We start from the raw sequence: 26,194 nt of genomic DNA on the forward strand, positions 1-26,194 counted from the left end.
CCCTCCCTCACAGCGCCCCGGGCGCCTCCCACCCGCTGGGAGCGGCGGGCGCTCACGGCGCGATCTCGTAATCGAAGGAGCCCAGCGCACTGATGCGCGCCTCGCCAGCGCTGCGGGCCATCAGGTCGCGCCAGAACGTGCGTCCGTCGAAGGACTTCATGTCGGCCCCGCGCCGCATGAGATCCTCGAGCCCCACCCCCGGCGGCGTGATCAGCGCGTAAAGCCGATTGGCCCCCGACGGCGGATTGACGCGAATGCTGAACGTGTCGGACGGCCCCGGAACCTGCGCCGTCGCCCCCGCGCCCAGAACCGATCCGACCTGCGCCGCGGTCGAATAGGCGTTGGGGAAGAGCTGAAAGGCGCGGCAGCTAGCAAGATCGACATTGAAGATCAGAAGCTGGCCGCCGATCTGCGGCGTCGCCCGCACATGGATCGGAGACCCGATCGTCACGCGTCCGCCATCGGCGATGTCGACGCGCATGCCGCTATTGTCGCTGCCGGACGGAAGGCCGCAGGCCTCCTGCGACGGGCTCGCGGGCGCCGGCTGCTGAGCCACTGGCGCGGGGATCGCCGGCGCGGCGGCCGGCGTCGCCGCATGGCCGCTCTCCTCGCCCGCGTCCTCGCGCGTCAGGAACCGCGCCTCCGACACGCGCTGGCTGATCCAGTCCTCGAAATAGCCGACCGAACTATAGACCCCGACCGTATTGCGCAGCCCGCAGCCCGGGCCCCAGCTCACCACCCCCGCCTGGGCGCGACGTCCATGCACGTCGACCGCCAGCGGGCCGCCGCTGTCGCCATTGCAGGCGTCGCGCCCGCCATGGTCGGGGTCGCCGGCGCAGACCACCGACTCGTCGAGGAAGCTCATCTGCGACGCCGGCGCGTTGAACGTCCTGGCGAGCAGCCGCGCGCAGGTCGGCCGCTCCACCACCGGCAGATCGACCTGCAACAGCCGATCCGAGATCGCGCCCGTATTTTCGCCCGAGATCGGCTGGATCGCGGTCAGCCCAAACCGCGCCAGCGTCGTCGTCGTTCCGCTTCTCAACAATCGCTGCGCCAGCGCGCGCCCGATCAAAGGCTGGCTCGGCGACTGCGCCGCCCCCGACAGATGCAGCAGCGCGATGTCGTTGCGCGGCGGGCCGTCCGCATAGCTCTCGTGCAGCGCCACCCGGTCGACGCCGATCCCGCGTCCGCCCGCCCCCACCCGGTCGATCCCTTCGATCACCGTGAAACTCGACGCATCGCGCCCGGCGACGCAGTGACCCGCCGTCAGCACCCAGCGCGACGCGATCACCGTGCCCCCGCAGGTCGACACACGTCCCGCAGACAAGCGCGCCTGAATCAGAACAAAACTCCGCCACTCCGCATGCGACGCCGCGCTCCCGCCGATCACACGGCTCAATCCCCCAACCAACTCACGGAAACCCCCACGCAGCGCATCCAATGTCAGAGACGATGACGAGGGCGCGGACGAAGAAAGGGTGGCAATCGGAGCCTGGACCGGCATGGGTGAAGGCGCGACCGAGTAAGGAACACCGGCAGGCGCAGGAGCCGATACGGTCGGAGCCCCGGCCCCACCGCCAGAGACCCCGCACCCGACAGGACGCAGCGGATAGCTCTGACCCAAAGCCGGAGCGATCGTCAGACAGGGCGTCAGCAACCACGCCAACGCCGCCGCGAAAACCTCGCCAACCCGCGGCCTGGCCGCACGGCGCGCCCGACCCTGCCATGCAAGCGCGCCCCGACGTCCGCGCAAACCTGTTCGGCGAGCCCTCCTCGCCCAATCCCCGAGCTATGGCCGAATGTGGGTGACGGGCGCTGATCAAGCGGCGTGGCTTTCTCTGGCGTCGCTGCTTGCGACGCCGTCGACGAATCTGACGCCTTCGATGAGCCGAGGCAACTGATTTGCGCCTTTCAATCTGCGCCAGGTTTTTGACGCCGCTCGAATGAGGGTGAAGACCATGATCTTCACCGTCTTCTGGGACAGAGCGCCCTTGGTGCGCACCGTCCGATGCCGGACGGTGGCGAAGACGCTCTCGATTGGATTGGACGTTCGCAGGTGATCCCAGTGTTCGGCGGGGAAGTCGTAGAACGCCAGCAATGCTTCTTCATCCTTGGTCAGGCAGGCGACGGCCGGCGCGTATTTGGTCCCGTATTTTTCGTTGAAGAGGTTTATCGCCGCGCGCGCCGCCGCCTTGGTTTCTGAGTGATGGATCTCCTGCAGGTCGGCCTTGACCGCCGCCGCCATGGACTTCGGGAACTTGCCGAGAATATTGGAGATCTTGTGGAACCAGCATCGCTGACGCCGCGCGGCTGGATAAATCTCGTCCATTGCTTTCCAGAACCCCAAAGCGCCATCGGCAACCGCAAGTTCGGGGGAGATTGTCAGGCCCCGCGCCTTGAGATCGACAAGCAACTCACGCCAGCTTTGCGCGCTTTCCCGGGCGCCCACATGAAAGCCGAGAAGCTCCTTTTTGCCTTCGGGCGTGGCGCCGATGATGACGAGAATGCATTCCGCTTCCGGCTCCATCCGCGCCTGTAGATAGACGCCGTCCGCCCAGATGTAGACATAGCGGCGAGCCGAGAGATCCCGACGTTGCCAGCGACCATGCTCCTCCCGCCAAGCCTCGATCAGACGAGCGATCACGCCCGGCGATAGGTTCGGGGCCTCTGGGCCGAGAAGGGCCGTCAGCGCCTCCTGAAGGTCGCCCATCGAGACGCCCCGCAGATAAAGAACCGGCAACAAGGCGTCGAGGCTGCGCGACCGGCGCGCCCATCTGGGCAGAATGTTCGAACTGAAGCGAACTTTCGCCGACGCCGGCGCATCGGCGGCGCGATCCCGGACCTTTTGCCGCTGAACGGTTATCGGCCCGATCCCGGTCTGGATGACCCGTTCTGGCCCGACGCCATGCCGCACAACACGTTGGCGGCCATCAGGCAGCCGCTCGTGGGAAAACATCTCGACGAAACTGTCCGCTTCAGCCTTCAGCGCGGCCAAAAGCATGCGTTGTGCGCCTTCTCGGTCAATCTCCGTCAGGGGATCGGAGATCAGACCCCGCTGCCGGAGATGGATGATCGTGCTATCTTCTTCCATGGCGTATCGCTCCTTTGGAGGAGCTGGCAGGATTCAGCACCCGCCACGATACGCCGCCTTTTCAGGCCCAATCACCCAACTTCAGTCATAGCTCGCGTTGGTCAGGTCCAGGCCGCGAGGCGCGAGAGGCGGGCGAATTTCTTCGACTGATGGCGATCCATCCTGTCCAGCACGTCGCGCAGGAAGCGTACGCCCTCGACAAGATGCGCGCCCTTGTTGAGCATGACGCAGTCGGCCCGTTGACCCATGGCGGCGTCCGTGGTTTCCGGCCGGCTGGCGACGCCCTCGCGCACGAGCTGGTCGAGCACCTGCGTCGCCCAGATCGCCGGAACATGGGCGGCTTCGCAGAGCCACAGGATCTCCTCCTGCAATTCCGAGAGGCGCGCAAAGCCCACTTCGACGGCGAGATCGCCCCGCGCGATCATGACCGCCGTAGGATGCCGTGCGGCGGCCTGTGCGATCAGGCCGGGCAGATTGCGGAACGCGAGCGGGGTTTCGATCTTGAGGACGAGCGCCTGCGGCGCCCTGTCGCCCCGGCGCACGCCGAGCTCCTGCTGGAACAATGCGACGTCTCCGGCGCGCTGCACGAAGGACAGTCCGACGATGTCCGCCTCGCGGGCGACGATGTCGAGGTCCGCGAGATCCTTGGGCGTCAGGGGCGGCAACTCGAGCTCGGTCGTGGGCAGATTGACGCCCTTGCCGGGCTTCAGCCGCAGCCCTTTCTCCCGCGCGGCGACGATCTCGATCTCCGCCCCGGCGGAGTCGCAAGCGGTCACGCGCCCGGTCGCCTTGCCGTCGTCGAAAGAGACCGTCGCGCCGGGACGAAGCCGCAGGGCGACCTGAGGGAAATTGAGCGTGAAGGCCGCCGCTTCGCCTGTCCGGTCGAGCCGGGCCGTGAGCCGCACGCGTTTGCCGGGAAGAAGGCGGTATTTTTCGGGCGCCTGCGCGTCGTCGATGCGCAGTTTCGGGCCGGCGACGTCCATGAGGACGCGGCAGGGCCGGCCGGCCGCCTGCGCGGCGTTGCGGACGTTTTCGATCATCCGCATCCATGCGGCCGCGTCGTCGTGTGCGCAATTGACGCGGGCGCAATCCATGCCAGCCGCGACGAGCGCGGCGGCCAGACCCGGCTCATCCGCCGCCTCGCTTGGCAGCGTGGCCATGATTCGCGTCCGGGGCGCAGGGCCGGGGCCGAAGACGCGGTCGCAGGCCGACAGCAAAGTCGCCTCGGCGGCCTGCGTCGCCCCCCGCGGAGGATAGGCGGCGGTCTCGCCGCACAGGCGTCGCAGCGTCGCGCGCAACGCGTCGAGCGACGTCATGACATGGGACTCGCAGCGTCCGAGCGAGGAAAGGCCAAGGGCCGCGAGCCGCGGTTGCAACGCGCTGAGATCGCGGCTGCGCAGCGCCAGATAATGGGCGAGATTGCGCGCCCCTTCCGCGCCGGCTGGCGCGCCCCAGGCGGCGAACCGCGCATCGCCTTCCTGCGCAACGGCTTCGCGCAGCGCCGCCACTTCGTCCCGCAACTCGCGCAATTCGCGCTGCGAATGATCGCATTCGGCGGCGTTGCGGCTCGACATCTGCGTCTCCCTCCTGTCGGCGGCGATGATGACGGCGCGTCTGCGACAGGCGTGTTACAAGGACAGCGACTTCGCCCTTGCGTCGTTCCGGCCGACGCGAGGGCAAGTCCGGCGCGGCCTATACGTCGACCGCGCCGGCGGCGGCCGCCGCCGCCCGCAGCGCGGCGATGTTGCGGGCGTATTCGGACGGACCGCCCCGGAAGGCGGCGGAGCCGGCGACGAGCGTGTCGGCCCCCGCTTCGACGATGGCGGTTGCGGTTTGCGGAGTTACGCCGCCGTCGACTTCCAGACGGATCGGGCGGCGGCCGATCATCTCGCGGATGGCGCGAATTTTGTCGAGCTGCGAGGGGATGAAGCTCTGGCCGCCGAATCCCGGATTGACGCTCATCACGAGGATCAGATCCACGTCGTCGAGCACATATTGCAGCGCGCTTTCATGGGTGGCGGGGTTCAGCGAAACGCCCGCCTTCTTGCCGCGCGCGCGGATCGCCTGAAGCGAGCGGTGCAGATGGGGGCCGCCCTCGGCGTGGACGGTGACGACGTCCGCCCCCGCGTCGGCGAAGGCGCCGATATAGGGGTCGATGGGCGAGATCATCAGATGCACGTCGAGCGCCAGCGTCGTGTGCGGCCGCAGCGCCGCGACGACGCCGGGGCCGAAGGTGAGGTTGGGCACGAAATGCCCGTCCATCACGTCGAGATGAATCCAGTCGGCGCCCGCCTGCTCCATGGCGCGCGTCTCCTCGCCGAGCTTCGCGAAATCGGCGGAGAGAATGGAGGGGGCGATGAGGATGTTGGACATGCCGGGCCGGGCGATTGGCGGTCGTCAACCAATAAACGGCGACGGGGGGCGCTTCAACCGGGACCGGATCAATCGGCTGCGTCGTCGAAACAAATGTGTCAGACTCTGCCGCCTAAGCTGGGCTTGGCGCGCTGCGACAGGAGTTTGCCGTGAAGGATTTCGACAGTTTATTTTCTGGGCCCCTAATGAAATGGTTCAGGGGGTTCGCCCTCGCCATCGCGACGGCCGCCTCGGGGGGCGCGGCGGCGCAGAGCGTCGGCGGAACCGCGGAGGGACGATTGGCGGTCGTTTGGGCCGATCCACGGCCCGGGCAGCCAGGCGGCGCGATCCTGTTCAATCTGACCCGCGCCGACGGAACGACCATCCCGCTCGACGTCGCCTCCGTGGACCAACTCGCCGCGATCCGCGCTTTCGGCAAGACCGTGCGCGTCGAGGGGCGGGCGACCCAAGGCGGCGGGACCGTTCAGCGGATCGCCGTCGACAAGATGTCCGTGCTGGAGGAAAAACAGGGGCAGGCCCTGGCGCCTGCGGCGCTTGCGACGAGGCGCGTTCTTTTCGTCCTGCTCAAATTCAGCGGCGACGCGCAGACGCCGCACCCGCCCGCTTTCTACGGATTCCTGACCAATCCGGCGACGCCCAACGCGGCGCTGAAAATCCCGGCGACGATCAACGGCTTTTTCGACAAGACGTCGTGGAGTCAGCTTCAGTGGCGGGCGCATGTGGCGGGGATGGGCGGGTTGAACCCCACGCAATGGCTCACGCTTCCGCGGCCGAAATCGGCCTATGCAAACTGTGGATGGTCCAGCGCCTGCGCCAATCTCGGCCTGCTCGCCAACGACGCGCTCGCCATGGTCGCGGCGTCGGGCGTGAACGTCTCGTTTTACGACAACATCAATTTCGTCATCAACAACGATCTCGACTGCTGCGCCTGGGGCGGGGGCTTCGTCTATCAGGGCAAGTTTTACGGCGCGACCTGGGAGCCGCCATGGGGGCAGGAGACCAGCGTCTATGTGCATGAACTGGGCCATAGTCTGGGGCTTCCGCACTCCGGCTGGGTCTATCACGCCTATGACAGCCCCTGGGACGAAATGAGCTCCGGCTCCACCGCCCTGTCGATTCAATGCGGCTCCTATCGTTCGGCGAACAGCGGCGCCGCTTTGCGCGCGCTCTACTGCACGGAGCCCGGCGGCGGCTACATCGCCTCCTACAAGGACGCGCTGAACTGGATTCCGTCGGCCAACAAGGCGGTCGTCGGCGCGATCGGTCAGCGGTGGTTCGCGCTCGAGGCGAATTCCACGCCGCTCGGAACCCGGGCGAAGATGATCAAGATCTGTCTCGTCAATGAGCCCTGCGCCGGTTCGGCGGCGCATTATCTGACCGTGGAGGCGCGGGTGAAAGCTGCGCAATATGAGAAGGGCCTGCCGGGCGAGGGCGTCGTGATCCACGACTTCCGGGCGAACCGCGGACCCATCGGCGCCGGCAACGCCTGCTTCTTCAACACGTCGAGCGGATGGGCCGTGCCCGTGGACGCCACGCCGGCCGACTACCGCAGCGCGCCCTATTGCGACGCCGGCGGACGCAGCTTTCCGAACTATGCGCTGTTCAATGCGCAATATCCGGTCGGCGGCGTCTTCAATTCCGCGACGCTGGGGGTCAGGGTCGAGGTGGTGAACCGGTCCGGTTCGATCTTCGGCGTGCGTGTGACGAAAACGAAGTAGACGCGTCATTCCCGCCGAAACAAATCGGCCCCGGCGCTGCGCGTCGGGGCCGAGAAGGCGATCCGTGTGATCTATTCGACTTACTCCGCCGCCTGCTTCGTTGCGAAGGTCGGGTCGAGCGCGCCGCTGGCGTAGCGCTTGGCCATCTCGGCCATCGGCGCCGGCTTGATCTTGCTCGCCTGGCCCGCCGCGCCGAACTCCTCGTAGCGCTGCTTGCAGACCTTCACCATCGCTTCCTGCGCGGGCTTCAGATATTTGCGCGGGTCGAACTCGCCCTTGTTCCTGCCGAGCGTCGCGCGGATCGCCGCGGTCATGGCGATGCGGCAGTCCGTGTCGATGTTGATCTTGCGCACGCCGAATTTGATGCCGCGCTGAATCTCTTCGACCGGCACGCCCCAGGTCTGCGGCATCTCGCCGCCGGCGGCGTTGAACGCGTCCTGAAGCTCCTGCGGCACGGAGGACGAGCCGTGCATCACGAGATGGGTATTGGGCAGGCGGCGGTTGATTTCCTCGATGACATGCATTGCGAGAATGGCGCCGTCCGGCTTGCGGGAGAATTTATAGGCGCCGTGTGAGGTGCCCATGGCGATGGCAAGCGCGTCGACCTTCGTCGCCGCGACGAAGTCCACGGCCTGCGCCGGGTCCGTCAGCAGCTGGTCGTGCGAGAGTTTGCCCTCGGCGCCGTGGCCGTCCTCTTTTTCGCCCTCGCCCGTTTCCAGCGAGCCGAGCACGCCGAGTTCGCCCTCCACCGAGGCGCCGACCCAATGGGCGAAATCGACGACGCGGCGGGTGACGTCGACGTTGTATTGATAATCGGCGGGCGTCTTTCCGTCGGCCTTGAGCGAGCCGTCCATCATCACGGAGGAGAAGCCGAAGCGGATTGCGCTGGCGCAGGTCGCTTCGCTGTTGCCGTGGTCCTGATGCATCACGATCGGGATGTCGGGATACATGGCGATGAGCGCCTCGATCATCTTGGCGAGCATGATGTCGTTGGCGTAGCTGCGGGCGCCGCGCGAGGCCTGTATGATGACCGGCGCATCGACCGAGGAGGCGGCCTCGAGCACCGCGAGGCCCTGCTCCATATTGTTGATGTTGAAGGCGGGCACGCCATAGTCGTGTTCGGCGGCGTGATCGAGAAGCTGCCGCAGTGTAATGAGAGCCATATTCGCCTCCGTTTGTCTCAATCTTCAACTAGCGCGACCGCCGCGTCGGCCACGGCCTCGGCGGTTATCCCGAAATGTTTATAAAGTTCCGCCGCCGGGGCGCTTGCGCCGAAGCCGGTCATGCCGATGAAGACGCTGTTTTCGCCGAGCCAGCGGTCCCAGCCGAGCCGCGCCGCCGCCTCGACGCCGATGCGCGGGGCCTTTCCGAGAACCTGCGCGCGATAGTCGGCCGGTTGCGCCTCGAAAAGCTCCCAGCAGGGCATGGAGACGACCCCGGCCTTGATCCCTTTCGCGGCGAGCGCGTCGGCGCCGGCGAGGGCGATTTCCACCTCGGAGCCCGTGGCGAGAATCGTCACGTCGCGGCCGCCCTCGGGCTCGCGCAACACATAGGCGCCCCTCGCCGAGAGATTTTCCGAAACGGGTCTCTCCAGCGTCGGCAGGTTCTGGCGCGAGAGGCTCAGCACGGAGGGCGTGTCGCGCTGCGCGACGGCGAGCTCCCAGCATTCGGCGGTCTCTATGGCGTCCGCGGGCCGGAACACCAGCAGATTGGGCATGGCGCGCAGCGACGCCAGATGCTCGATCGGCTGATGGGTCGGGCCGTCCTCGCCGAGTCCGATCGAGTCGTGGGTCAGCACGTAAATCACTCGCAGGCCCATCAGCGCCGAGAGGCGGATCGCGCCGCGCGCATAGTCCGAAAAGACGAGGAATGTGCCGCCATAGGGAACGAAGCCGCCATGCAGCGCAATGCCGTTCATCGCCGCCGCCATGCCGAATTCGCGCACGCCATAATGAATATAGCGGCCCGAGAAGTCATCGGGCTTCACTGAGCCCATGCCCTTGGTGATGGTGAAGTTGGAATGGGTGAGATCCGCCGAGCCGCCGATGGTGGCGCCGGTTGCCTCGTTGATGACGCCGAGCGTCATTTCGGAGGATTTGCGCGTCGCGACCTTCGGCTTCTCGGCGGCGAGCGTCGCCCGGAAGGCGGCGAGCGGGGCGGCGATTTCCGCCGAGACGTCGTTTTTCACGAAGGTCTCGAAAGCCCTTCCCTTCGGCGAGGCGGCGAGGCGCTTCTCCCAGGCCGCGCGGGCCCCTGCGCCGCGGCTCCCCGCGGCGCGCCAGGCCGCGAGAACGCCTTCCGGCACCTCGAAAGGCGTGTGCGGCCAGCCGAGCGCCTCGCGGGCGGCCGCGACCTCGGCGGCGCCGAGCGGCGCGCCATGAACGGACTCCTTGCCCTGTTTGCCGGGGGATCCGTAGCCGATCACCGTCCGGCAGGCGATCATTGAGGGGCGCGGATCCGCCTTCGCGGCCTCGATGGCCCGCGCGACGGCCTCCATGTCGTGGCCATCGACCCGTTGCGTGTGCCAGCCGGCGGCGGCGAAGCGCGCGCATTGATCCATTGAGGTCGCGAGATGGGTCGGGCCGTCGATGGAGATCGAATTGTCGTCCCACAGCACGATCATGCGCGAGAGCCTCAGATGGCCCGCGAGGTCGATCGCCTCGTGGGAGAGGCCCTCCATCAGGCAGCCGTCGCCGGCGATGACATATGTGTTGTGGTCGACGAGTTCGTCGCCGAAGCGCGCGGCGGCGAGACGCTCGGCGATCGCCATGCCGACGGCGGTGGCGAGGCCCTGGCCGAGCGGGCCGGTGGTGGTCTCGACGCCCGGCGCATGGCCATATTCCGGGTGACCCGCCGTCGGCGCGCCGAATTGCCGGAAATTCTCGAGGTCGGCTTTCGTCATGCCCGGGTAGCCGAGCAGATAATGCAGGGCGTAGAGCAGCATGGAGCCGTGGCCGGCCGACAGCACGAAGCGGTCGCGGTCGGGCCAGTCCGGCCGGCTCGCGTCGAACTTCATGAAGCGCTGGAAGAGCACGGTCGCGACGTCGGCCATGCCCATGGGCATCCCTGGATGGCCGGACTTGGCCTTTTCCACTGCGTCCATGGCGAGCGCGCGAATGGCGTTGGCTAAGTTGCGGGCGTCGGCGGCGAGCAAGGTTTCGGACATTTCGGCTTCTTTCAGGTGGCGCTCTTTCGGCGCCTGACGAGTTCGAGAATCCTCGGCGTGAGGATGAGTTGCATCGCAAGATCGAGCTTGTTGCCCGGAATGACGATGGAGTTGGCGCGCGACATCCAGCTGCCGGCGATCATGGCCACGAGATAGGGAAAATCCACGTCCCGCGGGTCGCGAAAACGAATGACGACGATGGATTCGTCGGGCGTGGGGATGGAGCGCGCGACGAAAGGATTCGAGGTGTCGACCGTTGGCGCGCGCTGGAAGTTGATGTCGGTCTCCGAGAACTGCGGGCAGATGTAATGCACATAGTCGTGCATGCGGCGCAGGATCGTTTCCGTCACGGCTTCGGTGGTGTAGCCGCGCGCCTGCCGGTCACGATGTAGCTTTTGCGTCCATTCGAGATTGATGACCGGCACGACGCCGATTTTCAGATCGGCGTAGCGGGCGACGTTCACCTCGTCCGTCACCACGGCGCCATGCAGGCCCTCGTAGAAGAGAATGTCGGTGTTGGGCGGAAGCTCCTGCCAGTCCGTGAACTTGCCCGGCGGCACGCCGAGCTGGGCGGCCTCGTTCTCGTCATGCGCGTAGTGACGGTAGCGGCCGGAGCCGGTCTCGCCATATTCCCGGAACAGATTCTCAAGTTCCGACAGCAGATTGGCGTCGGGACCGAAGTGGCTGAAATTGTAATTGCCATTCGCCTGCGCCTCGGCCATTTTGGCCTTCATCTCCTCGCGGTCGTAACGATGAAAACTGTCGCCCTCGACATAGGCGACCTCGATGCGCTCGCGACGGAAAATCTGCTCGAAAGTCGCCTTGACGGAACTCGTGCCCGCACCGGACGAGCCAGTGATCGAGATGATGGGGTGTTTGACCGACATGGGCGCGCTACCCGCAGAGATCCTTGTTCGAGCCGGGGGCGTTTCCCGCTGCGCCCGGCTTGTCGCATGCCGGCCCGGCAAAGAAAAGGCTCTTGCGCGCCTGAAACGCCCCGCCGCGATCCGCAAGGACCGCCGGCGCCGGGGGCCGACGAGGCCCGGTCCATGGCTTGAACGGAGCTTCCCTTTGCGCCCCTGCTCGTCAGCATCCTGTCCTTCGTCGCCTTCATGGCCGCCTCGCTCGGCGGGCCTTGGCTCGCTTGCATTCCGCCAGAGGGGTGGATCGGACCTTTCGATCCGGCGCGCGCGAAACCCAAACGCGCGCGGCGGGGATCCGGCTCGGCGCCTCGGGGGCGCGACAGAACGCTTGACTTTCCGCCGGCGCACGACCTATATCGCTCGCGCTTGACGAAGGCCGCGCCAAGACGGCCCGGGGCGGAGTAGCTCAGTTGGCCAGAGCAGGGGAATCATAATCCCTGTGTCGGGGGTTCGAATCCCTCCTCCGCTACCAAAGCCGTTAATCGCCCTTCAGAAATTGAGCGCGAAATTTCGCCTTGGCGGAATCGTCGAGATTTCGCGCCAGTCGCGATAGCGTTCCTCTCATGCGCGCCCTTTCCGTCATCAGTTCTCCGCGCCATCGGATGGTCGCCGCTCGGGCGCCGCCGGAGTGAGTGTCTTTCCTCATCCTTTCGTTTCGTATTGCGATCCGTCCGAAGCGACCGACCGTGCCGTAGCGGTCGGGCGCCGATGTCGCCGCGCGCCATGATGTTTCCCCAAACGGAGCGTGGCGCGACCAGGCGAGGTTGTCCGGAAGGATGTGGAACGCGTCGGTTTGGGTCGCTGCGGCCTGGAATGCGTTTGCGCCGTCGACCGCTTCGGTCCTGACGGTCTGCGCTTCGAGGCCCGACGAGAACAAGCGCCCACTGACCGGATTGCTCGGGCGCCTATTTTGCGCCGATCGACGGTCGCCGGGCCTGAGAATGGCGTCCCCGGCGCTTTCGGCGTCAGGGTCGCCACCCGTGGTCTCCAAGGCCCTTCGGCGGCCATGCCGTTTAGTTCGCGAAGCGCCGCTCCCCTGGCGCCAGCGCAATAAAAAACCCCGCTCGCGCCTTGTCGAGCGGGGAGTTGTTTGCTGGGGGTCTTCACGCGCGGGAGCTTTGCGCGTGAAGCTGTTGAGCGCATGACGCGCAAGAGGGCGGCCGGCGTCGTGACGAGGGAGGGGGCGACGCCGGCCGGACGACGCGCGCCGATCGGCGCGCATCGCCAATCAGCGTCGGCGCAGGATCTCCGGGGCTTCCGCGCCGAGGAGTTCGCGGAGCCGACCGAGGATCTGCAGCGCCACGCCGAAAACGCCGAGCGACATCCAGCCGAAGAAGACAAAGCCCCAATGCAGGGGGCCGGCGAAGCCCTCGTCCATGGACCAGGAGGTGTGGCCCCACTCATTGAACCCCACATTGGGGATCGTCATGAAGACGCCGACGACGAGGACGAGGAAGGCGAGCGAATAACCCTTGGCGAAAAAGGGCAGGCGCGTCTTCGCATAGAGGAATGCGCTCGCCCCGAGAATCGCGAAAAGCGGGTATGAAATGTAGAAGGTGACGATATTGCTCGGGGTGAAATCCGTGTCGCGCACCGTGGTCATGTGCCAGACCGCCGTCTGCTCGGAGAAGAAGCTCAGGCCCCAGAACAGGGCGAGCGCGAAAATCACAAGCCACTGGACGAGATAGCCAAGGCGCCGGAGTTCCGACGCGGGCGCGAGCGCCGTTAAATCGCGGTCGCGCGTGCGCCAGAGATAACCGGCGAGCCCCGCTGCGCCAGCGAACGAAAGGAAGATCGCGGCCTCGAGCAGGCGCGTCCAGTAGATGTGAAACTCCGGCGAGAACGAGTCGAGGCCCGCGCTCCATCCGTGGAGCTGTTCATAGAGGCGCAGAAAGGCCACGAACAGCGTCAGGGCGGAGAGCCCGATGAGAACGGGTTTCGTGTCGAGAATTCTTTCGGCGGGCTTCGCGGCGTCAACCGCTTTCGTCTTAGCGATGCTCATGATGTCGTCTCCGCAAAATTTCTCTGGGCGCGCGCGGAGGGAATTCCCGCGCGGCGCGCGTCAGGGCGCAAGGCGGCCCGGCGCGGCGAAAACCGCGCATCGCCAAAATGTCTCAACAACAGGAGGAGTCGCTGTTCAGGGCTTGAGCGACGCGCATTTTCGCGCGGACGGCCGCGCACTATCGGAAACGACGGCTGGTCGAAGCGCAGGCTGGGAGGGCCCCCGATCTATCGACGCGACGTCGTCGCCGAAGCGCCGTCAGGCGGCGGCGGGCGGCGCTCGCGGAGACTGGGGCGCGCCCTTGGGCTCCACGCGCGGAGCGGGCGCCGAGAGTGTCGATGGCGGCTGAACGTCCGTCGCCGGGAAAGACAGGAAAACGACGGGACGTGGCGCTGACGGCGGCGCGTCTAGCGCGGCGCAATGGAGAATGCAGCACAGGCCATGGCGATGGCCGCGATGCGAGTCGAGCGGCTGACGATCGGGCGCCAACGGTTGCGCCGCGCAGATGGCGCCGCCCTGATCGACGCCGATCGCCGCCGCCGGCGTTGCGGCGATCGCGACCTGAAACATGAGCGCGATGGCGAGCAAAACCGCCCATGCGCGCGCAAATGCGCCTTGATGTTTCGAGATTGGATCCACCGCCGCCTCTCGGTTCCGACCACTAGGCTAGAGAGCGATCAGAAGACGGTCAAGCAAAGCTTCGCGCCGGCCGCGTGCGGCGAAACGACGCGCGGCGATCCTTCGGAAAATGCTGCGTTGAACGGCTCCTTTTCTTTCTCGCCTGCGATGACGCGCGGCGTTGCGCGGCGCACGCCTCGCCCCTATTCCTGAACCTCGCGGTTCAACGCGAAAGATTCTCGTTTTGCGGCGCGCGCCGCCCCGGAGGCAGGAATGTCGGAATCGAAGTTCGGCGGCTACAAATTCGTTGAGGCGAATCCCGGGGCGCGGCTCTATGCGCCGCCCGCCGCATTGACGCCGCCGCGCAAGGTCGACCTGCGGCCGCTGATGACTCCCGTTGAGGATCAGGGCGGATTGCAGTCCGGCGCCGCCAACGCCATCGCGGGCGCCTATGAATATCTCATCAAGAAGCACGCCAGGCGGCATATCGACCTGAGCCGGCTGTTCATCTATTTCAACGCGCGCTGGCGCAACGGCGAGCAGAACGAGGACGCCGGCAGCGTCATTCAATATGGCATGGAGAGCCTGCAGAGCTTCGGCGCCTGCAACGAAACGACATGGCCCTATGACGAACAGGCCGTTCTCCAGAAACCGAAGACGCGTTCCTACGTCGAAGCCGAGCGCCTCAAGGCGCTCGACATGCAGAAGGTCGGCGTGACCCTCGACCATTGGAAACGCTGTCTTGCGGAGGGCTATCCGATCGTTTTCGGTTGCGCGCTCTTTCGGTCCTTCGACGCCTGCAACAAACAGCGCGGCGTCGTTCCCATGCCCGATCCCGGCCGGACATGGGTCGAGAACGACAATCCCCTGATCCGCGGCTTCGATCCCGAGACGATCAATCACCTGTCGTCGACCGCCTATGACGTGATCGGCCACATCCTGTTCGACGGCTCCGACTATTCGGACGATACGCCCCGCGATTTTCGTAGCTTCTACGAAAGCCTCTCCGGCATTTCGACCTTCGTCAGGGAACGCTTCGCCGAGCTCGCGCGCGACGACGAGGAAGAGGCGGACGCGGACGATGAGGATGAAGATTGGGAGGAGGAAGGCGAGGAAGACGAAGAGGGAGATGACGATGATGAGGACGACGATGGGGAGGAGGAAGGCGACGAAGAGGAGATAGACGACGAGGAGGAAGAGTCGGACGAGGAGGAAGACGAGGATGGCGTGGAAGAATTCGATGAGGATGAGGACGACGGCGAAGAAGACGGCGACGATTCCGACGAGGATGAGGCCGAGGACGACGAAGACGAAGAATAGGGCTGTGGCTGGGTCCGTCGCGGGTTTGATAGCGCCGGTTTGGCCCCGCCGCCGCATGGCTGCGCGATCGCTTCGGGCTGCGGCCTGAACATCGCCCCGGGCGCGCGCCGGGAGAAGTCCGAAGGTTTCGCGCCTTTCCTGTTTGCGAAGATCGCTTCATGTGGTCAGACCGCCGCCGAGGCGAATGACCAGAAGGCCCAAATTTGCAGTCCGACGCCGAGAATGAACAGCGTCGCGAAAATGGCGACGAACAATCTGCGCCGGCGCGCCCGGATGAAAGCCAGTCCGCCCGGCAATCCGGCGCATGCGGCGACGATTTCGCCCGCAATCAGCCTCAGCAGAAACGTCGCATGGCGATCGGCGGAAACCGCGCCGGAATCATTGGCCATGGCGGCTCCCGTGAGCGACATGGCCGCCCAGGCGGCGGCCGCGGCGAGCCAGAGCGCGAGGAAGGCGGCGCCGCCCGCGAGGCGAAGCAGGAATGGGCCGGCGGAGGGAGTCGGCGGATCGGCGGTCACGGCTGCCGTTATAGAAGCGTGGGGACCGCCGCGTAAACATTGCGCACATGCGGAGCCGCAACGAGGGTCTGATCCGCAGCCGCAACAGCAGGTCGCGGCCCTTCGCGCAAGTCTCAAAATCTTGTTGCAATCGGCTACTGGCGCGTGGCGACCCCGGCCGCGGCGTCGCATGAGTCCGCCGCCGGTTTGCATTCAGGGCCCGGCCGCGCCGGCGGCGTCGCGCATTTCTACGATCGGCGTCGGATCGATCATGATCCCGCCGCGGAAAGGATTGTCCAGGGCGGCGATCAGGAACACCACGGCGCCAAGGAAAAGCGACGTGGAGCCAGCGAGAAAGAGATGCACGTGCAGCTCCATGTCGAAAACGCACATGAGCAGCATGTAAATGAAGGCGCCGAGCGCGACGACCATCCAGAGCGCGGCGGGTATTCCGGCGCTCTCGCTTGCGAGAAGCAGGCGCCGCTGCTCGATGAGCGTGTTCACCTGGCGGAAGACTTCGCCGTGAACCATCTCCTCGTTTTTCGTCGTCGGCTCGAAAGCGAGAAGCCTGGAGAGCATCTGACGCAACAAAGGGGAGGGACCGACCGGCGCAGGCGACGCGGGCGCCTTTGGCCAGTGCGTTTCGAGCGCCTCGGCGGCGTAGGCGCGCAAATCCTCGCGCAATTGGGAGCGCAGCGGGTTCGGAAAACCGTTGATGTCGTGATAAAGCGTCGCGAAGGTGAGAGCTTTCTTGGAGACGGCGTCCTTCGCCGCCGAGAAATCCTGATAGGCTTCGACGGCGAGCAGACCGAGCAGGATGCCGTAGAGCGCCGCGAAGCTCTGCAGCGAGAAGCCGATCATGTCATTGGCGTTGCGCCGTCCGTGAATCCAGCGGCGCGAGCAAGGCCGGCACAGCAAGACTCCGGCGATCGTCGCGACGACGAAGCCCGCGCAGAAAAGAAGCGCCATGTCAGTGACGGATAGCTGTTTAAGAAAGTCGTGCACGACGCCCTCCCTCGCGGCATTACGCGACGGCGGCGCGAGTTTGTCAAAGCGCAGCCGAAAACGCCGTTAGCGGCTTTCCGCCGGCGAGGACGCGCGCGATAAGACATCGCGCCAGAACGAGAAATTTGCGCGCAGGCCCGTCACGAAGTTCTGTCGATTCTTGCGCCAGGCGTCTAGCGGTTTAAGAGCCAGAACAGGAGGCTAAGCCCCACGCTCAACAGCAGCGAGGTCGCGATCGGCGCGTAAACGCGGAAATTGCCCCGTTCGAAGACGATATCGCCGGGGAGCCGCCCCAGCGGGAGGCCGAAACGTTCGGCGAGCATCCAGACAAGGCCCAGCGCAATCAGTGTGACGCCGGCGACAATCAATAATTTGGGCACGTGGACTCCTCCTCTCGCGGCCGCGACGCGGCGCGGCGCGCGTGAAGTGACATATTGTCGCGAAGGCTTGAATCGCGAAGACCTTCGCTTGCAAAAGCGCGAGCCTGAAGTTACCTCGCAAACAGGTAGCGGGCTGACCGCATCGGACGAGCGCGCCGAAGGTGCGACGAATTTGCTCAGCCGGACAAGGGCGCGGTGGCGCGCCTTTCGCAAGGGCCTGACGAGACGCAGGCGCCGCAAGCCTTTTGAAAAAATGCGTCTCTTCCATTCGCAGGACTGCGAACGCCTGCGCGCGGCTGTGCGCGCCTTGATGAGGTATATGAGATGATGAGGCCGGACCATATCTATTTCGCGATGACCATGGTGAAGCACAGCACGCTCGCCGGCGCTTTCATCTTCGCCTTCAAGATCCTTCGCTTTGCGGTCTCGTCCTTCTGACGCGCGTTTCGGCGCGCGATCCGAGGATCGCCGCGCCGGCATGGCCCGCCGCCGATCCTGCGCTCTTGACCTTCGCGCGCTTACCCCCGAGAGCTAACACGCCAAGAGGGGAGCGCAACGAATGGCGGATGCGATAGACGGTCCGAGAGTGCAGGCCAAGTCGGGCAAGGCCCGGCAACTGGTGGTTTTCCTACACGGATACGGGGCGGACGGCTCCGACCTCATAGAGATCGGCCGCCAGTGGCGCGCCTTTCTGCCGGACGCCGATTTCGTCGCGCCCCATGCGCCGGAGCGTTGCGCCATGTCGCCGATGGGGCGCCAGTGGTTTCCGCTCACCATGCGCGATCCGGACGAGCGCTGGCGCGGCGTGATCGCCGCCCGGCCGACGCTCGACGCCTTCCTGGACGCGGAACTCGATAAACGCGGTTTCGACGACCGCTCGCTCGCGCTCGTGGGCTTCAGCCAGGGCACGATGATGGCGCTGCACACGGGACTTCGCCGCCGCGTCGCGCCGCGGGCCATCGTCGGCTATTCCGGCGTCCATGTCCTTGGCCCCGAGCAACCGGGCGCGGCGCGCGCGCCGCAGACGCCGCCGCCGGCCACGCTCCTCGTCCATGGGGAGCTTGACGAACTCATCCCCGTCGAGGCGCTGTTGATGTCGGCCAATTCGCTGGCCGACATGGACGTGCCGACGCAATGGCATCTTTCCGCCGGGCTCGGCCACGGGATCGACAACGCCGGCCTGATACACGGGGCGCTGTTTCTTGCGCAGTCCTTCGGCGTGGCGATCGACTACGGACGGCGGTAGCGCGCCCCGCCGCCCCCGGGCGGGACGCGCCGGTTCGCTCAGATGCGCGCGTTGCGCGTGAAGGTCGTGTTCGCCCCATTGGCGGGGATCGGAACGCCCACGCCCGCGTTGGTGAAATATTGCGGCAAGCCGAAAATCCGGCCGTTGCCAGTGGCGTCCGTCGCGATCACCTGGAAGGACGGATAGAGCTTCGCCGTCAGCACGTTGTTGATCGTCCAGGAGTAGGGCACGCGAACCGAGCAGGTCGCCGCGGTCGGGCTGGTACGCGTCGCCGTGACCTGGCTGTATTCGAAGATGTATTCCGGCGTGGCGGTCGCAGGATCGAAGCCGAAGACGGTGGGATTGAACTGGCACTTGATCGGCGTCGTCGTCGGGATCGTGGAGGCGATCGCGATCGACAGATTGAGGGTGAGTATTCCCGTGCGGACGACCGCCGCCTGCGGCTCGACCGGCTGGGACGCCGCCGGCTGGGACGCCTGAACCGGCGGCGCCGCGATGATCACGGGCTGGCCGGGGAAAACGGACTGCGCGCAGGCGACGGACGCCGCGCCGGCGAGCGCGATTCCGAATGCGATAGACAAACCCTTCTGCATAAACGAGGTCTCCAATGACTTCAGGCTGACGGCGGTCGCCCGCCGCCGCGCCGCATTTGCCCGTTGGCGCGGAATCTTGTCAACATGGTCAGGCCGAAGCCGCGGAGGCTTCGCTCAGGCGCCCTCGAGGCCGGCCTCGGCCCCCGCCGCCTCCAGCGCCGGCTCGGCGAACTGCGGCACGCGGCGCACGGCGCGGCGCAGCACGGGGCGATAGAGCTGCTTCGTCGCCTCGACCACATGCACCCCGCCGCCGGGAAGGGAGAATCGTCCCGCGATCCGTTCAAAGGCCGGCGCCGAACGCAACAGCGTGACCCGCTGGAAGGGCGGCACGTAAAGCGCCTCTCCCCAGAACACGGGCAGGAATTGCGCCTCCTGCAGCAAGGTCTGCAGCTGGCCGCGCGAGTAGGGGCGACCGTGGCCGAAGGGCGTGGTGTCGACGCGGGCCCAGAGTCCCGTCCGGCTCGGCGCGACGATCACGACGCGGCCGCCCGGCGCCAGGATGCGCCAGATTTCCTCGAGGAGATCCTGCGGATGCTCCTCGACCTCCAGCGCATGGACGATCAGGATGCGGTCGATGCTGGCGTCCGGGAGCGGGGTCATCGACGCTTCGACGAGCGCGGTCGCCGACTTGCCGTCGAGCGGCCAGTGCGCCACGCCCTGCGTCGCGGGCATGAAGGCGAGGACGCGCTGGGCCTTCTCGCGAAAGCCGTCCAGATAGGGCGTCGGATAGCCGAGCCCCAGAACGCGCAGCCCGGCGTGATCCTCCCACCGTGCGCGCAGCATGCGCGAGACCACCCGCCGGGCAACCTCGCCAAGGGCCGTTTCGTAGAAGGCCCGCAGTTCGACGACATCGAGCGCCATGACGCGATCATCTTCGCAATTGCGTGGCGACGCAAGGCGGCGCCCGGTCGCAATTTTGCGCCGGGCGGCTATTATGCAGCCTGCTCAATCTGGAGACGCTCATGCCCATCGAGGTGGCGCAATTCATCTGTCTTTCCGATAATTTCGGGCTGCTCGTCCACGACGCGGAAACGGGCGCGACCGCGAGCGTCGACGCGCCGGACGGCGAGGCCATCGCCGCGGAGGCGGCGCGCCGGGGCTGGACGCTGACCCATCTCCTGCTGACGCACCACCACGCCGACCATGTGCAGGGCGCCGCGACGCTGAAGACGCGCTTTCCGCGGCTCGCGATCGTCGGCGCCGCCGCGGACGCGCATCGTCTCCCGCCCCTCTGCCTGGCGGTGTCCGGCGGAGACGAGGTGGCGCTCGGCGCCTCCCGAGCGCGGGTCATCGCGACGCCAGGACACACGACCGGGCACATCGCCTATCATTTCGCTGAGGACGAGACGCTCTTCGTCGGCGACACGCTCTTTTCGCTGGGCTGCGGGCGGGTCTTCGAGGGCACGATGGACGAGATGCGGCTCTCGCTCGAGACGCTCGCCAATCTGCCGCGCGAAACCCGCGTCTATTGCGGCCACGAATATACGCAGGCGAACGGCCGTTTCGCGATCACGGTCGATCCCGAAAATCCTGTGTTGCGCGACCGGATCGCCAGGGTGGACGAATTGCGCGCCGCCGGCAAGTTCACCCTGCCGACCACGATCGCGCTGGAGAACGCCACGAACCCCTTCCTACGCGTCGAGGATCCGCAGGTGAAAAAGGCCATGGGCATGGACGACGCCAATCCCTTCGCGGTCTTCGCCGAAATGCGCGAACGCAAGAACAGGTTTGCCGGATGAGCGCGTCCAATCTTTCCGCGCAAGAGGTCGCGCGCCTGCTTGATCTCGCGCCGCATCCCGAAGGCGGTTTCTACAAGGAGACTTTTCGCGACCCCCGGACGGTCGAGGGGCGTTCGGTCGGCACCGCCATCTATTATCTGCTGCCCGAGGGCCAGGTCTCGGCCTGGCATCGCGTCGACGCCGGGGAGATCTGGCACTGGCACGCCGGCGCGCCGCTGGCGCTGTCGCTCTATGACGGCGCGCGAACGACCATCCTGCGGCTCGGCGCCGATCTCGTCGCCGGCGAGCGGCCGCAGGGGGTGGTTCCGGCGGGCGTCTGGCAGTCCGCGAGGAGCCTCGGCGCCTGGACGCTCGTCGGCTGCACTGTCGCGCCCGGCTTCGAATTCGCCCATTTCGAGATCGCCGCCCTGGGCTGGACGCCGGACTCCGCCTGAACGCCGTTGGGGCAATTTCCCGCGTCTTCAAGGAGCGGGGGCTTTTTGCCTTCCGCCGGATGGTGTATCGGGGCCGGCAAGGACAAGAAAGAGGAAACGACATCCATGTGCTGGAGCGGTGAAGCCTCGACAGTTTTGGCGGCGACGGGCATCGCCGGAGCCGCCTATTCTGCTTTGAAAAAAGACCCTGAGCCGCTCGCGCTCTGGATCTGCCTTCTGTATTTCGCCAGCATGGAGTCGCTTCAGGCGGTCGCCTATTCGGTGCTCAATCAATGCGACTCGCCATTAAATCAGATGATGACCCTGTTCGGTTATCTGCACATCACCTTTCAGCCGTTCTTCATCAATGCAGTGGCGCTCTATTTCATGCCCAAGGACAGCGCCCGGATCGTCGCGCCCTGGGCCTATTTCGGCTGCTTCGTCGCCGCGATCCTCATGCTCATCCAGCTCTATCCGTTCAGCTGGGCGGGCCACTGCGCGCTGGGCCGGCCGCTGTGCGGGGAGGTGCTCTGCACGGTGCGTGGCGAATGGCACATCGCCTGGCTGCTGCCAACCAACGGCATCGGCAACAGCATGGCCGACAACGCGACGCTCGGGCGCGGTTTCATCGGCTATCCGATGATGGCCTTCTTCATCCCGTCGCTTTACGGCAGCTGGCGCTTCATCCTGTTCTCCTGGGTCGCCGGCCCCTGGCTCGCGAGCCTGACGACGAGCAACATCAACGAATGGCCGGCGGTGTGGTGCCTGTTCTCGATCGGCCTCGTGCTCGCCATCATCAAGACGCCGCTGCGTTATCACCTGCATGTCGGCGACCCGTGGTGGATGATGGCGTGGAAATGGCATAAGCGCCGCCGCGCCGCCCGGGCTCCGGCCGCTCCGGCCTTCGTGAAGATCGAGGAGCCTGCGGAATAATTCAGTCCCGCGCGCTGACGACGCCGCCGATGAGGTTCGCCGCCAGCAGCGCTTCGCTCGGGAGATCGGCGGCGAGGGGCGAGAAAACCGGCTCCGCCGCCATTTGTTTTTTGAGCGCCGCGCGCGCCGCGACCGCTTCCGCCCAGCCCACCGCCCGGAACTTCAGCGCCTCGCCCGGCCGCAATTGCGCGAGGCGCGGGAGATCGGCCCCGATCACGGTCGCGATCTTGGGATAGCCGCCGGTCGGCTGGCGGTCCGCCATCAGCACGAAAGGCGCGCCGGAGCCGGGAATCTGCACCGCGCCCATCGCCGCCCCGTCCGAAACGATGTCGTGGCCGCGGGAATGGCGGAGCCGCGGCCCCTCCAGCGCATAGGCCATGCGGTCGCTGCGCGCTCCCACGCGCCACTGCGCGGAAAGAAACGTCTCGATCGCCTCCGGCGGAAAATAGTCGTCCTGCGGCCCGAGCATCACGCGGATCGGCGCGTCGTCGCGCGCGAGCCAGGGCGCGTCGAGCGCCTGTGGATCGTGCGGCGCTGGTCCAAAGTCCGAAAAGGCCAGGGCGTCGCCCGCAGCGAGCGGCTTGGGACCAATCCCCGAGCGCGCGTGGGTGGAAAACGAGCCGAGGGCTTTCGGCGCATCAAGGCGCCCGCGGATGGCGACATAACACCAGGCGCCGAAAGCACCCGCGCGGATCGTCACGCGGGCGCCCGGCTCGAGCGGAAAGACGCAAGCGCGCGGCAGCGCTCTATTGTCGAGCCTGATATCGAAGCCGCCGCCGGCGATGGCGACCGCGAGCGTCGCGCCTTCCGCTTCGAAAACGGCGCCGCCAAGCGAGACTTCGATGGCGGCGTCGGTCCCAACCGCGCCGGTCGCGGCGAGGAAAGCGCATTCGTCCATCGGCCCCGCCGGCGTGACGCCAAAGCGCGAATGGCCAAAGCGGCCGGCGTCCTGAATGGTGACACCCGGCCCGGCGGCGCGGACAAGCAGCCGCGCGCTCATGTCGCCTCGCGGCGCGCGACGATCTCGCCCTGCGCCGCCCGCGCGTCGAGCGCCGCGAAGGCCGTGGCGTCGACGGGCTCGAAACGCAGCGCGTCGCCCGGCGAGACAAGGAAAGGCGGATCGCGGCGAAGCGAGAAGAGCCGCTCGGGCGTGCGGCCGATGACATACCAGCCGGTTGGCATGGGATTGGTCGCGACGAGCGACAGGCCGCCGCCGATGAGCACGGCGCCTTCCGGCGTCGGCCCGCGCGGCGTCAGACGGCGGGGGACGGCGAGCGTCTGCGGCAGCCCGCCGAGATAGCACCAGCCCGGCGCGAAGCCGTACATGTAGGCGCGATAGTCGGCGCCGGCGTGCAGGTCCGCGAGCGCCCGCGCCGTGAGGCGGAGGCGCGCGGCTGCCTCGTCGATGTCTTCCGCGACGGCTGGATCGTAGCAGCAGGGCAGGGTCCAGACCCTTGCCGCCGCCGCGGCCCTCGCCGGAAGGGCGGCGAGAAGCGCCTCGATGCGCGCGACGAGGTCGGCGCGCGAAATGTCGAGCGGCTCGTAGTGGACGAGCAGCGAGCGATAGGTCGGCGTGGTTTCCCGAACGCCGGGCGGCGCGGATTCGGCAAGGGCCGCGTCGAGCGCCAGCACCCGCGCATTGATTTCCGCGTCGACCGCGTCGCCGAACTCCACCGTCAGCGCCGCTTCGCCCTGATCGAGAAAGCGAGGAGCGTCGTAGCGCATCTAGCCCTCGATGAACGCGCGCAAGGCGAAGCCCTCCGCCTCCAACCCGGTTCGTAGACGGCGCGCCATCTCGACGGCGTGCGCCGTGTCGCCATGCACGCAGACGGAGTCGATCGGCGTCGGCAGGCGCTTGCCCGTGACGCCGACGAGCGCGCCCGCATCCAGCATCTCCCTCACGCGGGCGACGGCGGCGGCGGCGTCCGTGATCACGGCCCCGGCTTCTCCGCGCGGCTGGAGGCGGCCGTCGTCCGCATAGGCGCGATCCGCGAAAATCTCATGCGCGACTTTCAGCCCCGCGCGTTCGCCCGCGCGCGTCTGCTCCGAAAGCGCGATGGCGAGCAGCGTCAGGCGCGGATCGACGGCGCGCGTCGCACGGGCCAGGGCGTCGGCGACGCCCGCGTCGCGCTCGGCGATATTGGCGAGCGCGCCATGCGCCTTCACATGGGAGATGCGATGGCCGGCGAGGCTTGCAAGCGCTTGCGCGGCGCCGATCTGATAGGCGACGGCGCGCTCGATCTCCGCGGCCGTCATGGCCATGGGCCGGCGCCCGAATCCCGCAAGATCGGGAAAGCCCACATGGGCGCCGACAGAGACGCCGCGCGCGCGCGCAAGCGCGAAGGTCGCGGCCATGATGTCGGGATCGCCCGCATGAAAGCCGCAGGCGACATTGGCGCTCGTCACGAGATCAAGCATCGCCGCGTCGTCGCCCATGCGCCAGGGGCCGAAGCCCTCGCCGAGATCGGCGTTGAGATCGATTCGCCGCTTTGCCGTCATCGATAGGATATTAGCGCGGGCCGCCGCAACGCGACAGCGCCGCCGCGCGTAATTGCCTTTTCCGATTGGCTATGATCAGCCTAGCTTATGCCCGAATTGGGCGAGGGGGGATTCAGAAATGCGCATTTTCGCGGCGGCCCTTGTGGCCGTCCTGACGTTTGCGTCCGCGGCTTTCGCGGGCAATCCGGTCGGCAAATATTCCGTCGAGGGCAAGAACCCCGACGGCAAGTCGTCGTACTCCGGCGCCGTGACGGTGGAGAAGACCGGCGAGACCTACAAGGTGACCTGGGTTGTCGGCGGAACGATCTTCGTCGGCACGGGGCTGGGCGACAAGAACTTCCTCGCCGTGAGCTACAAATCGGGCGGCGACACCGGCCTCGCGCTCTATGGCGAGGACGGTGATAATTGGACCGGCGTCTGGACCTACCACAATGGCAAGAAGATCGGCGCCGAGATGTGGACGCGGCGGTAAAATGAAAACGCCCGCCGGTTTTCCAGGCGGGCGCTTGTTTTTCAGTAAGATCGGCGCTTAGACCAAAATCGACTTCAGCTCGGCGACGATCGCATCGCCCATCTGGCTAGTCGAGACGGAGGCGGGCGCGTCGCCCTTGATGTCGGCGGTGCGCAGGCCCTTCTCGAGCACGCCTGAAATCGCCGCGTCGATCGCGTCCGCGGCTTTTGCGTTGTCGAAGGAATAGCGCATCGCCATGCCGAGCGAGCCGATCATGGCGATCGGATTGGCGATTCCCTTGCCGGCGATGTCCGGCGCCGAGCCGTGGCAGGGCTCGTACATCGCGTTGCGTTTGCCGTTTGCGTCGGCCGCGCCCAGAGACGCCGAGGGCAACATGCCGAGCGAGCCGGTGAGCATCGCCGCCTCGTCCGAAAGCATGTCGCCGAAAAGATTGTCGGTCACGACGACGTCGAACTGCTTGGGCCAGCGCACGAGCTGCATGGCGAGCGCGTCGGCGAGCATGTGCTCGAGCTGCACGTCGGCGTAGTCGCGCTTGTGCAACGCCGTGATGACTTCGCGCCACAGATAGCCCGAGCGCATGACGTTGGCCTTTTCCGAGGACGTCACCTTGTTCCTGCGCTTGCGGGCGAGTTCGAAGGCGACGCGGCCGATGCGCTCGATCTCGTGAGTCGTGTAAACCTGCGTGTCGACCGCGCGCTTCTCGCCGTTCTCCAGCGTCACGATCTCCTTCGGCTCGCCGAAATAGACGCCGCCTGTCAGTTCGCGCACGATCATGATGTCGAGTCCGTCGACGAGTTCGCGCTTGAGCGACGACGCGTCGGCGAGCGCGGGATAGCAGATCGCCGGGCGCAGATTGGCGAAGAGGGCGAGATCCTTGCGCAGACGCAGGAGGCCTGCTTCGGGGCGCACGTCGTAAGGCACGCCGTCCCATTTCGGGCCGCCGACCGCGGCGAGTAGCACGGCGTCCGCCGCGTGCGCCAGCTTCATGTCGTCTTCGCTGATCGCGACCTTGTGCGCGTCATAGGCCGCGCCGCCCACGAGGCCGCGCTCGATTTCGAATTTCGCCACGCCCGCCCGATCCAGAAAGGCGATGACCTTCTCGGCCTCGGCGGAGATTTCCGGACCAATGCCGTCGCCGGGCAGGAGCAGGAGCTTGTAGGCGGACATGAAACCCTCGTTCGCATGTTGGAGAAAGCAAGCGCCGTC

At 66.6% G+C, this 26,194-nt stretch carries 25 protein-coding genes and 1 tRNA gene; 8 read left to right on the forward strand and 18 right to left on the reverse strand.

Features of this window, described 5'->3' with window-relative positions; all coding sequences use genetic code 11:
• Positions 1–52 precede the first annotated feature (52 nt).
• The 4 genes from ACV959_RS03035 to rpe form a co-directional block, all read right to left on the reverse strand.
• Entirely contained in the window at positions 53–1,504 is a 1,452-nt protein-coding gene (locus ACV959_RS03035) for a trypsin-like serine protease (protein WP_475738451.1), read from the reverse strand.
• Between the two features lie 315 nt (positions 1,505–1,819).
• Positions 1,820–3,091 carry an IS256 family transposase gene (locus tag ACV959_RS03040; RefSeq protein ID WP_475738452.1) on the reverse strand — a complete coding sequence of 424 codons (1,272 nt, stop codon included), beginning with the start codon at positions 3,089–3,091 and terminating at the stop codon, positions 1,820–1,822.
• A gap of 101 nt (positions 3,092–3,192) precedes the next feature.
• On the reverse strand, positions 3,193–4,665 hold the full coding sequence (locus ACV959_RS03045) for a pyruvate kinase (RefSeq protein WP_475738453.1): 1,473 nt from the start codon (positions 4,663–4,665) through the stop codon (positions 3,193–3,195).
• Positions 4,666–4,783: 118 nt separating this feature from the next.
• Entirely contained in the window at positions 4,784–5,464 is a 681-nt protein-coding gene (rpe, locus tag ACV959_RS03050) for a ribulose-phosphate 3-epimerase (RefSeq protein ID WP_475738454.1), read from the reverse strand.
• Positions 5,465–5,649: 185 nt separating this feature from the next.
• Between rpe and ACV959_RS03055 the strand changes: the two genes are divergently transcribed.
• Positions 5,650–7,182 (forward strand): metallopeptidase domain-containing protein, encoded by a 1,533-nt coding sequence (locus tag ACV959_RS03055; protein ID WP_475738455.1) that lies wholly within the window; start codon positions 5,650–5,652, stop codon positions 7,180–7,182.
• 80 nt (positions 7,183–7,262) lie between these two features.
• Here ACV959_RS03055 and fba read toward each other — a convergent pair whose 3' ends face one another.
• From fba to ACV959_RS03070, 3 genes are read right to left on the reverse strand one after another with little or no spacing between them, the layout of a single operon-like run.
• On the reverse strand, positions 7,263–8,345 hold the full coding sequence (gene fba / locus ACV959_RS03060; protein ID WP_475738456.1) for a class II fructose-bisphosphate aldolase: 1,083 nt from the start codon (positions 8,343–8,345) through the stop codon (positions 7,263–7,265).
• A gap of 17 nt (positions 8,346–8,362) precedes the next feature.
• Complete coding sequence (gene tkt / locus ACV959_RS03065; protein WP_475738457.1) at positions 8,363–10,348, reverse strand: transketolase; 1,986 nt, start codon at positions 10,346–10,348, stop codon at positions 8,363–8,365.
• A gap of 11 nt (positions 10,349–10,359) precedes the next feature.
• Positions 10,360–11,235, reverse strand: a complete 876-nt coding sequence (locus tag ACV959_RS03070) for a phosphoribulokinase (RefSeq protein WP_475738458.1) — start codon at positions 11,233–11,235, stop codon at positions 10,360–10,362.
• Positions 11,236–11,666: 431 nt separating this feature from the next.
• Between ACV959_RS03070 and ACV959_RS03075 the strand changes: the two genes are divergently transcribed.
• Positions 11,667–11,743 (forward strand) — tRNA-Met (locus ACV959_RS03075).
• A gap of 756 nt (positions 11,744–12,499) precedes the next feature.
• Here ACV959_RS03075 and ACV959_RS03080 read toward each other — a convergent pair.
• Complete coding sequence (locus tag ACV959_RS03080; protein WP_475738459.1) at positions 12,500–13,273, reverse strand: methane monooxygenase/ammonia monooxygenase subunit C; 774 nt, start codon at positions 13,271–13,273, stop codon at positions 12,500–12,502.
• Positions 13,274–13,531: 258 nt separating this feature from the next.
• On the reverse strand, positions 13,532–13,843 hold the full coding sequence (locus tag ACV959_RS03085; RefSeq protein ID WP_475739577.1) for a hypothetical protein: 312 nt from the start codon (positions 13,841–13,843) through the stop codon (positions 13,532–13,534).
• Positions 13,844–14,164: 321 nt separating this feature from the next.
• On the opposite strand from ACV959_RS03085, the gene ACV959_RS03090 reads away from it, so the two are divergent.
• Positions 14,165–15,211 (forward strand): C1 family peptidase, encoded by a 1,047-nt coding sequence (locus ACV959_RS03090; protein ID WP_475738460.1) that lies wholly within the window; start codon positions 14,165–14,167, stop codon positions 15,209–15,211.
• Positions 15,212–15,375: 164 nt separating this feature from the next.
• Here the strand turns inward: ACV959_RS03090 and ACV959_RS03095 are convergent, their stop codons facing one another.
• The 3 genes from ACV959_RS03095 to ACV959_RS03105 all read right to left on the reverse strand — a co-directional run bounded on the left by ACV959_RS03095 (position 15,376) and on the right by ACV959_RS03105 (position 17,093).
• Complete coding sequence (locus ACV959_RS03095) at positions 15,376–15,729, reverse strand: hypothetical protein (protein ID WP_475738461.1); 354 nt, start codon at positions 15,727–15,729, stop codon at positions 15,376–15,378.
• A gap of 192 nt (positions 15,730–15,921) precedes the next feature.
• Entirely contained in the window at positions 15,922–16,713 is a 792-nt protein-coding gene (locus ACV959_RS03100) for a bestrophin-like domain (protein WP_475738462.1), read from the reverse strand.
• 173 nt (positions 16,714–16,886) lie between these two features.
• Positions 16,887–17,093, reverse strand: a complete 207-nt coding sequence (locus ACV959_RS03105; protein ID WP_475738463.1) for a DUF2905 domain-containing protein — start codon at positions 17,091–17,093, stop codon at positions 16,887–16,889.
• Between the two features lie 559 nt (positions 17,094–17,652).
• Here ACV959_RS03105 and ACV959_RS03110 point away from each other — a divergent pair.
• Positions 17,653–18,339, forward strand: coding sequence for an alpha/beta hydrolase (locus ACV959_RS03110; protein ID WP_475738464.1), 687 nt, complete (start codon positions 17,653–17,655; stop codon positions 18,337–18,339).
• Positions 18,340–18,377: 38 nt separating this feature from the next.
• Here ACV959_RS03110 and ACV959_RS03115 read toward each other — a convergent pair whose 3' ends face one another.
• Positions 18,378–18,932: a hypothetical protein gene (locus tag ACV959_RS03115; protein WP_475738465.1), complete on the reverse strand. Its 555-nt coding sequence runs from the start codon at positions 18,930–18,932 to the stop codon at positions 18,378–18,380.
• A 114-nt stretch (positions 18,933–19,046) separates the two neighbouring features.
• The gene (locus ACV959_RS03120) at positions 19,047–19,793 is read right to left on the reverse strand and encodes a class I SAM-dependent methyltransferase (RefSeq protein WP_475738466.1); all 747 of its coding nucleotides are present in this window, start codon (positions 19,791–19,793) and stop codon (positions 19,047–19,049) included.
• A gap of 101 nt (positions 19,794–19,894) precedes the next feature.
• On the opposite strand from ACV959_RS03120, the gene gloB reads away from it, so the two are divergent.
• The 3 genes from gloB to ACV959_RS03135 all read left to right on the forward strand — a co-directional run bounded on the left by gloB (position 19,895) and on the right by ACV959_RS03135 (position 22,017).
• On the forward strand, positions 19,895–20,671 hold the full coding sequence (gloB, locus tag ACV959_RS03125; RefSeq protein ID WP_475738467.1) for a hydroxyacylglutathione hydrolase: 777 nt from the start codon (positions 19,895–19,897) through the stop codon (positions 20,669–20,671).
• Entirely contained in the window at positions 20,668–21,105 is a 438-nt protein-coding gene (locus ACV959_RS03130; RefSeq protein ID WP_475738468.1) for a cupin domain-containing protein, read from the forward strand. The genes gloB and ACV959_RS03130 overlap by 4 nt, the downstream gene beginning before the upstream one ends.
• A 105-nt stretch (positions 21,106–21,210) precedes the next feature.
• Positions 21,211–22,017: a DUF5765 domain-containing protein gene (locus tag ACV959_RS03135; protein WP_475738469.1), complete on the forward strand. Its 807-nt coding sequence runs from the start codon at positions 21,211–21,213 to the stop codon at positions 22,015–22,017.
• A gap of 1 nt (position 22,018) precedes the next feature.
• On the opposite strand, the gene ACV959_RS03140 is transcribed toward ACV959_RS03135, so the two are convergent.
• From ACV959_RS03140 to ACV959_RS03150, 3 genes are read right to left on the reverse strand one after another with little or no spacing between them, the layout of a single operon-like run.
• On the reverse strand, positions 22,019–23,017 hold the full coding sequence (locus ACV959_RS03140; protein ID WP_475738470.1) for a 5-oxoprolinase subunit C family protein: 999 nt from the start codon (positions 23,015–23,017) through the stop codon (positions 22,019–22,021).
• Positions 23,014–23,742 (reverse strand): 5-oxoprolinase subunit B family protein, encoded by a 729-nt coding sequence (locus ACV959_RS03145; protein ID WP_475738471.1) that lies wholly within the window; start codon positions 23,740–23,742, stop codon positions 23,014–23,016. The genes ACV959_RS03140 and ACV959_RS03145 overlap by 4 nt, the downstream gene beginning before the upstream one ends.
• The gene (locus tag ACV959_RS03150; RefSeq protein ID WP_475738472.1) at positions 23,743–24,516 is read right to left on the reverse strand and encodes a LamB/YcsF family protein; all 774 of its coding nucleotides are present in this window, start codon (positions 24,514–24,516) and stop codon (positions 23,743–23,745) included. It lies immediately after the preceding gene.
• A 118-nt stretch (positions 24,517–24,634) separates the two neighbouring features.
• Between ACV959_RS03150 and ACV959_RS03155 the strand changes: the two genes are divergently transcribed.
• On the forward strand, positions 24,635–24,988 hold the full coding sequence (locus tag ACV959_RS03155; RefSeq protein WP_475738473.1) for a hypothetical protein: 354 nt from the start codon (positions 24,635–24,637) through the stop codon (positions 24,986–24,988).
• A 57-nt stretch (positions 24,989–25,045) separates the two neighbouring features.
• Here the strand turns inward: ACV959_RS03155 and leuB are convergent, their stop codons facing one another.
• Positions 25,046–26,155, reverse strand: coding sequence for a 3-isopropylmalate dehydrogenase (gene leuB, locus ACV959_RS03160; protein WP_475738474.1), 1,110 nt, complete (start codon positions 26,153–26,155; stop codon positions 25,046–25,048).
• Between the last annotated feature and the right edge of the window lie 39 nt (positions 26,156–26,194).

It is taken from the genome of Methylocystis sp. Se48 (genome assembly GCF_056269425.1).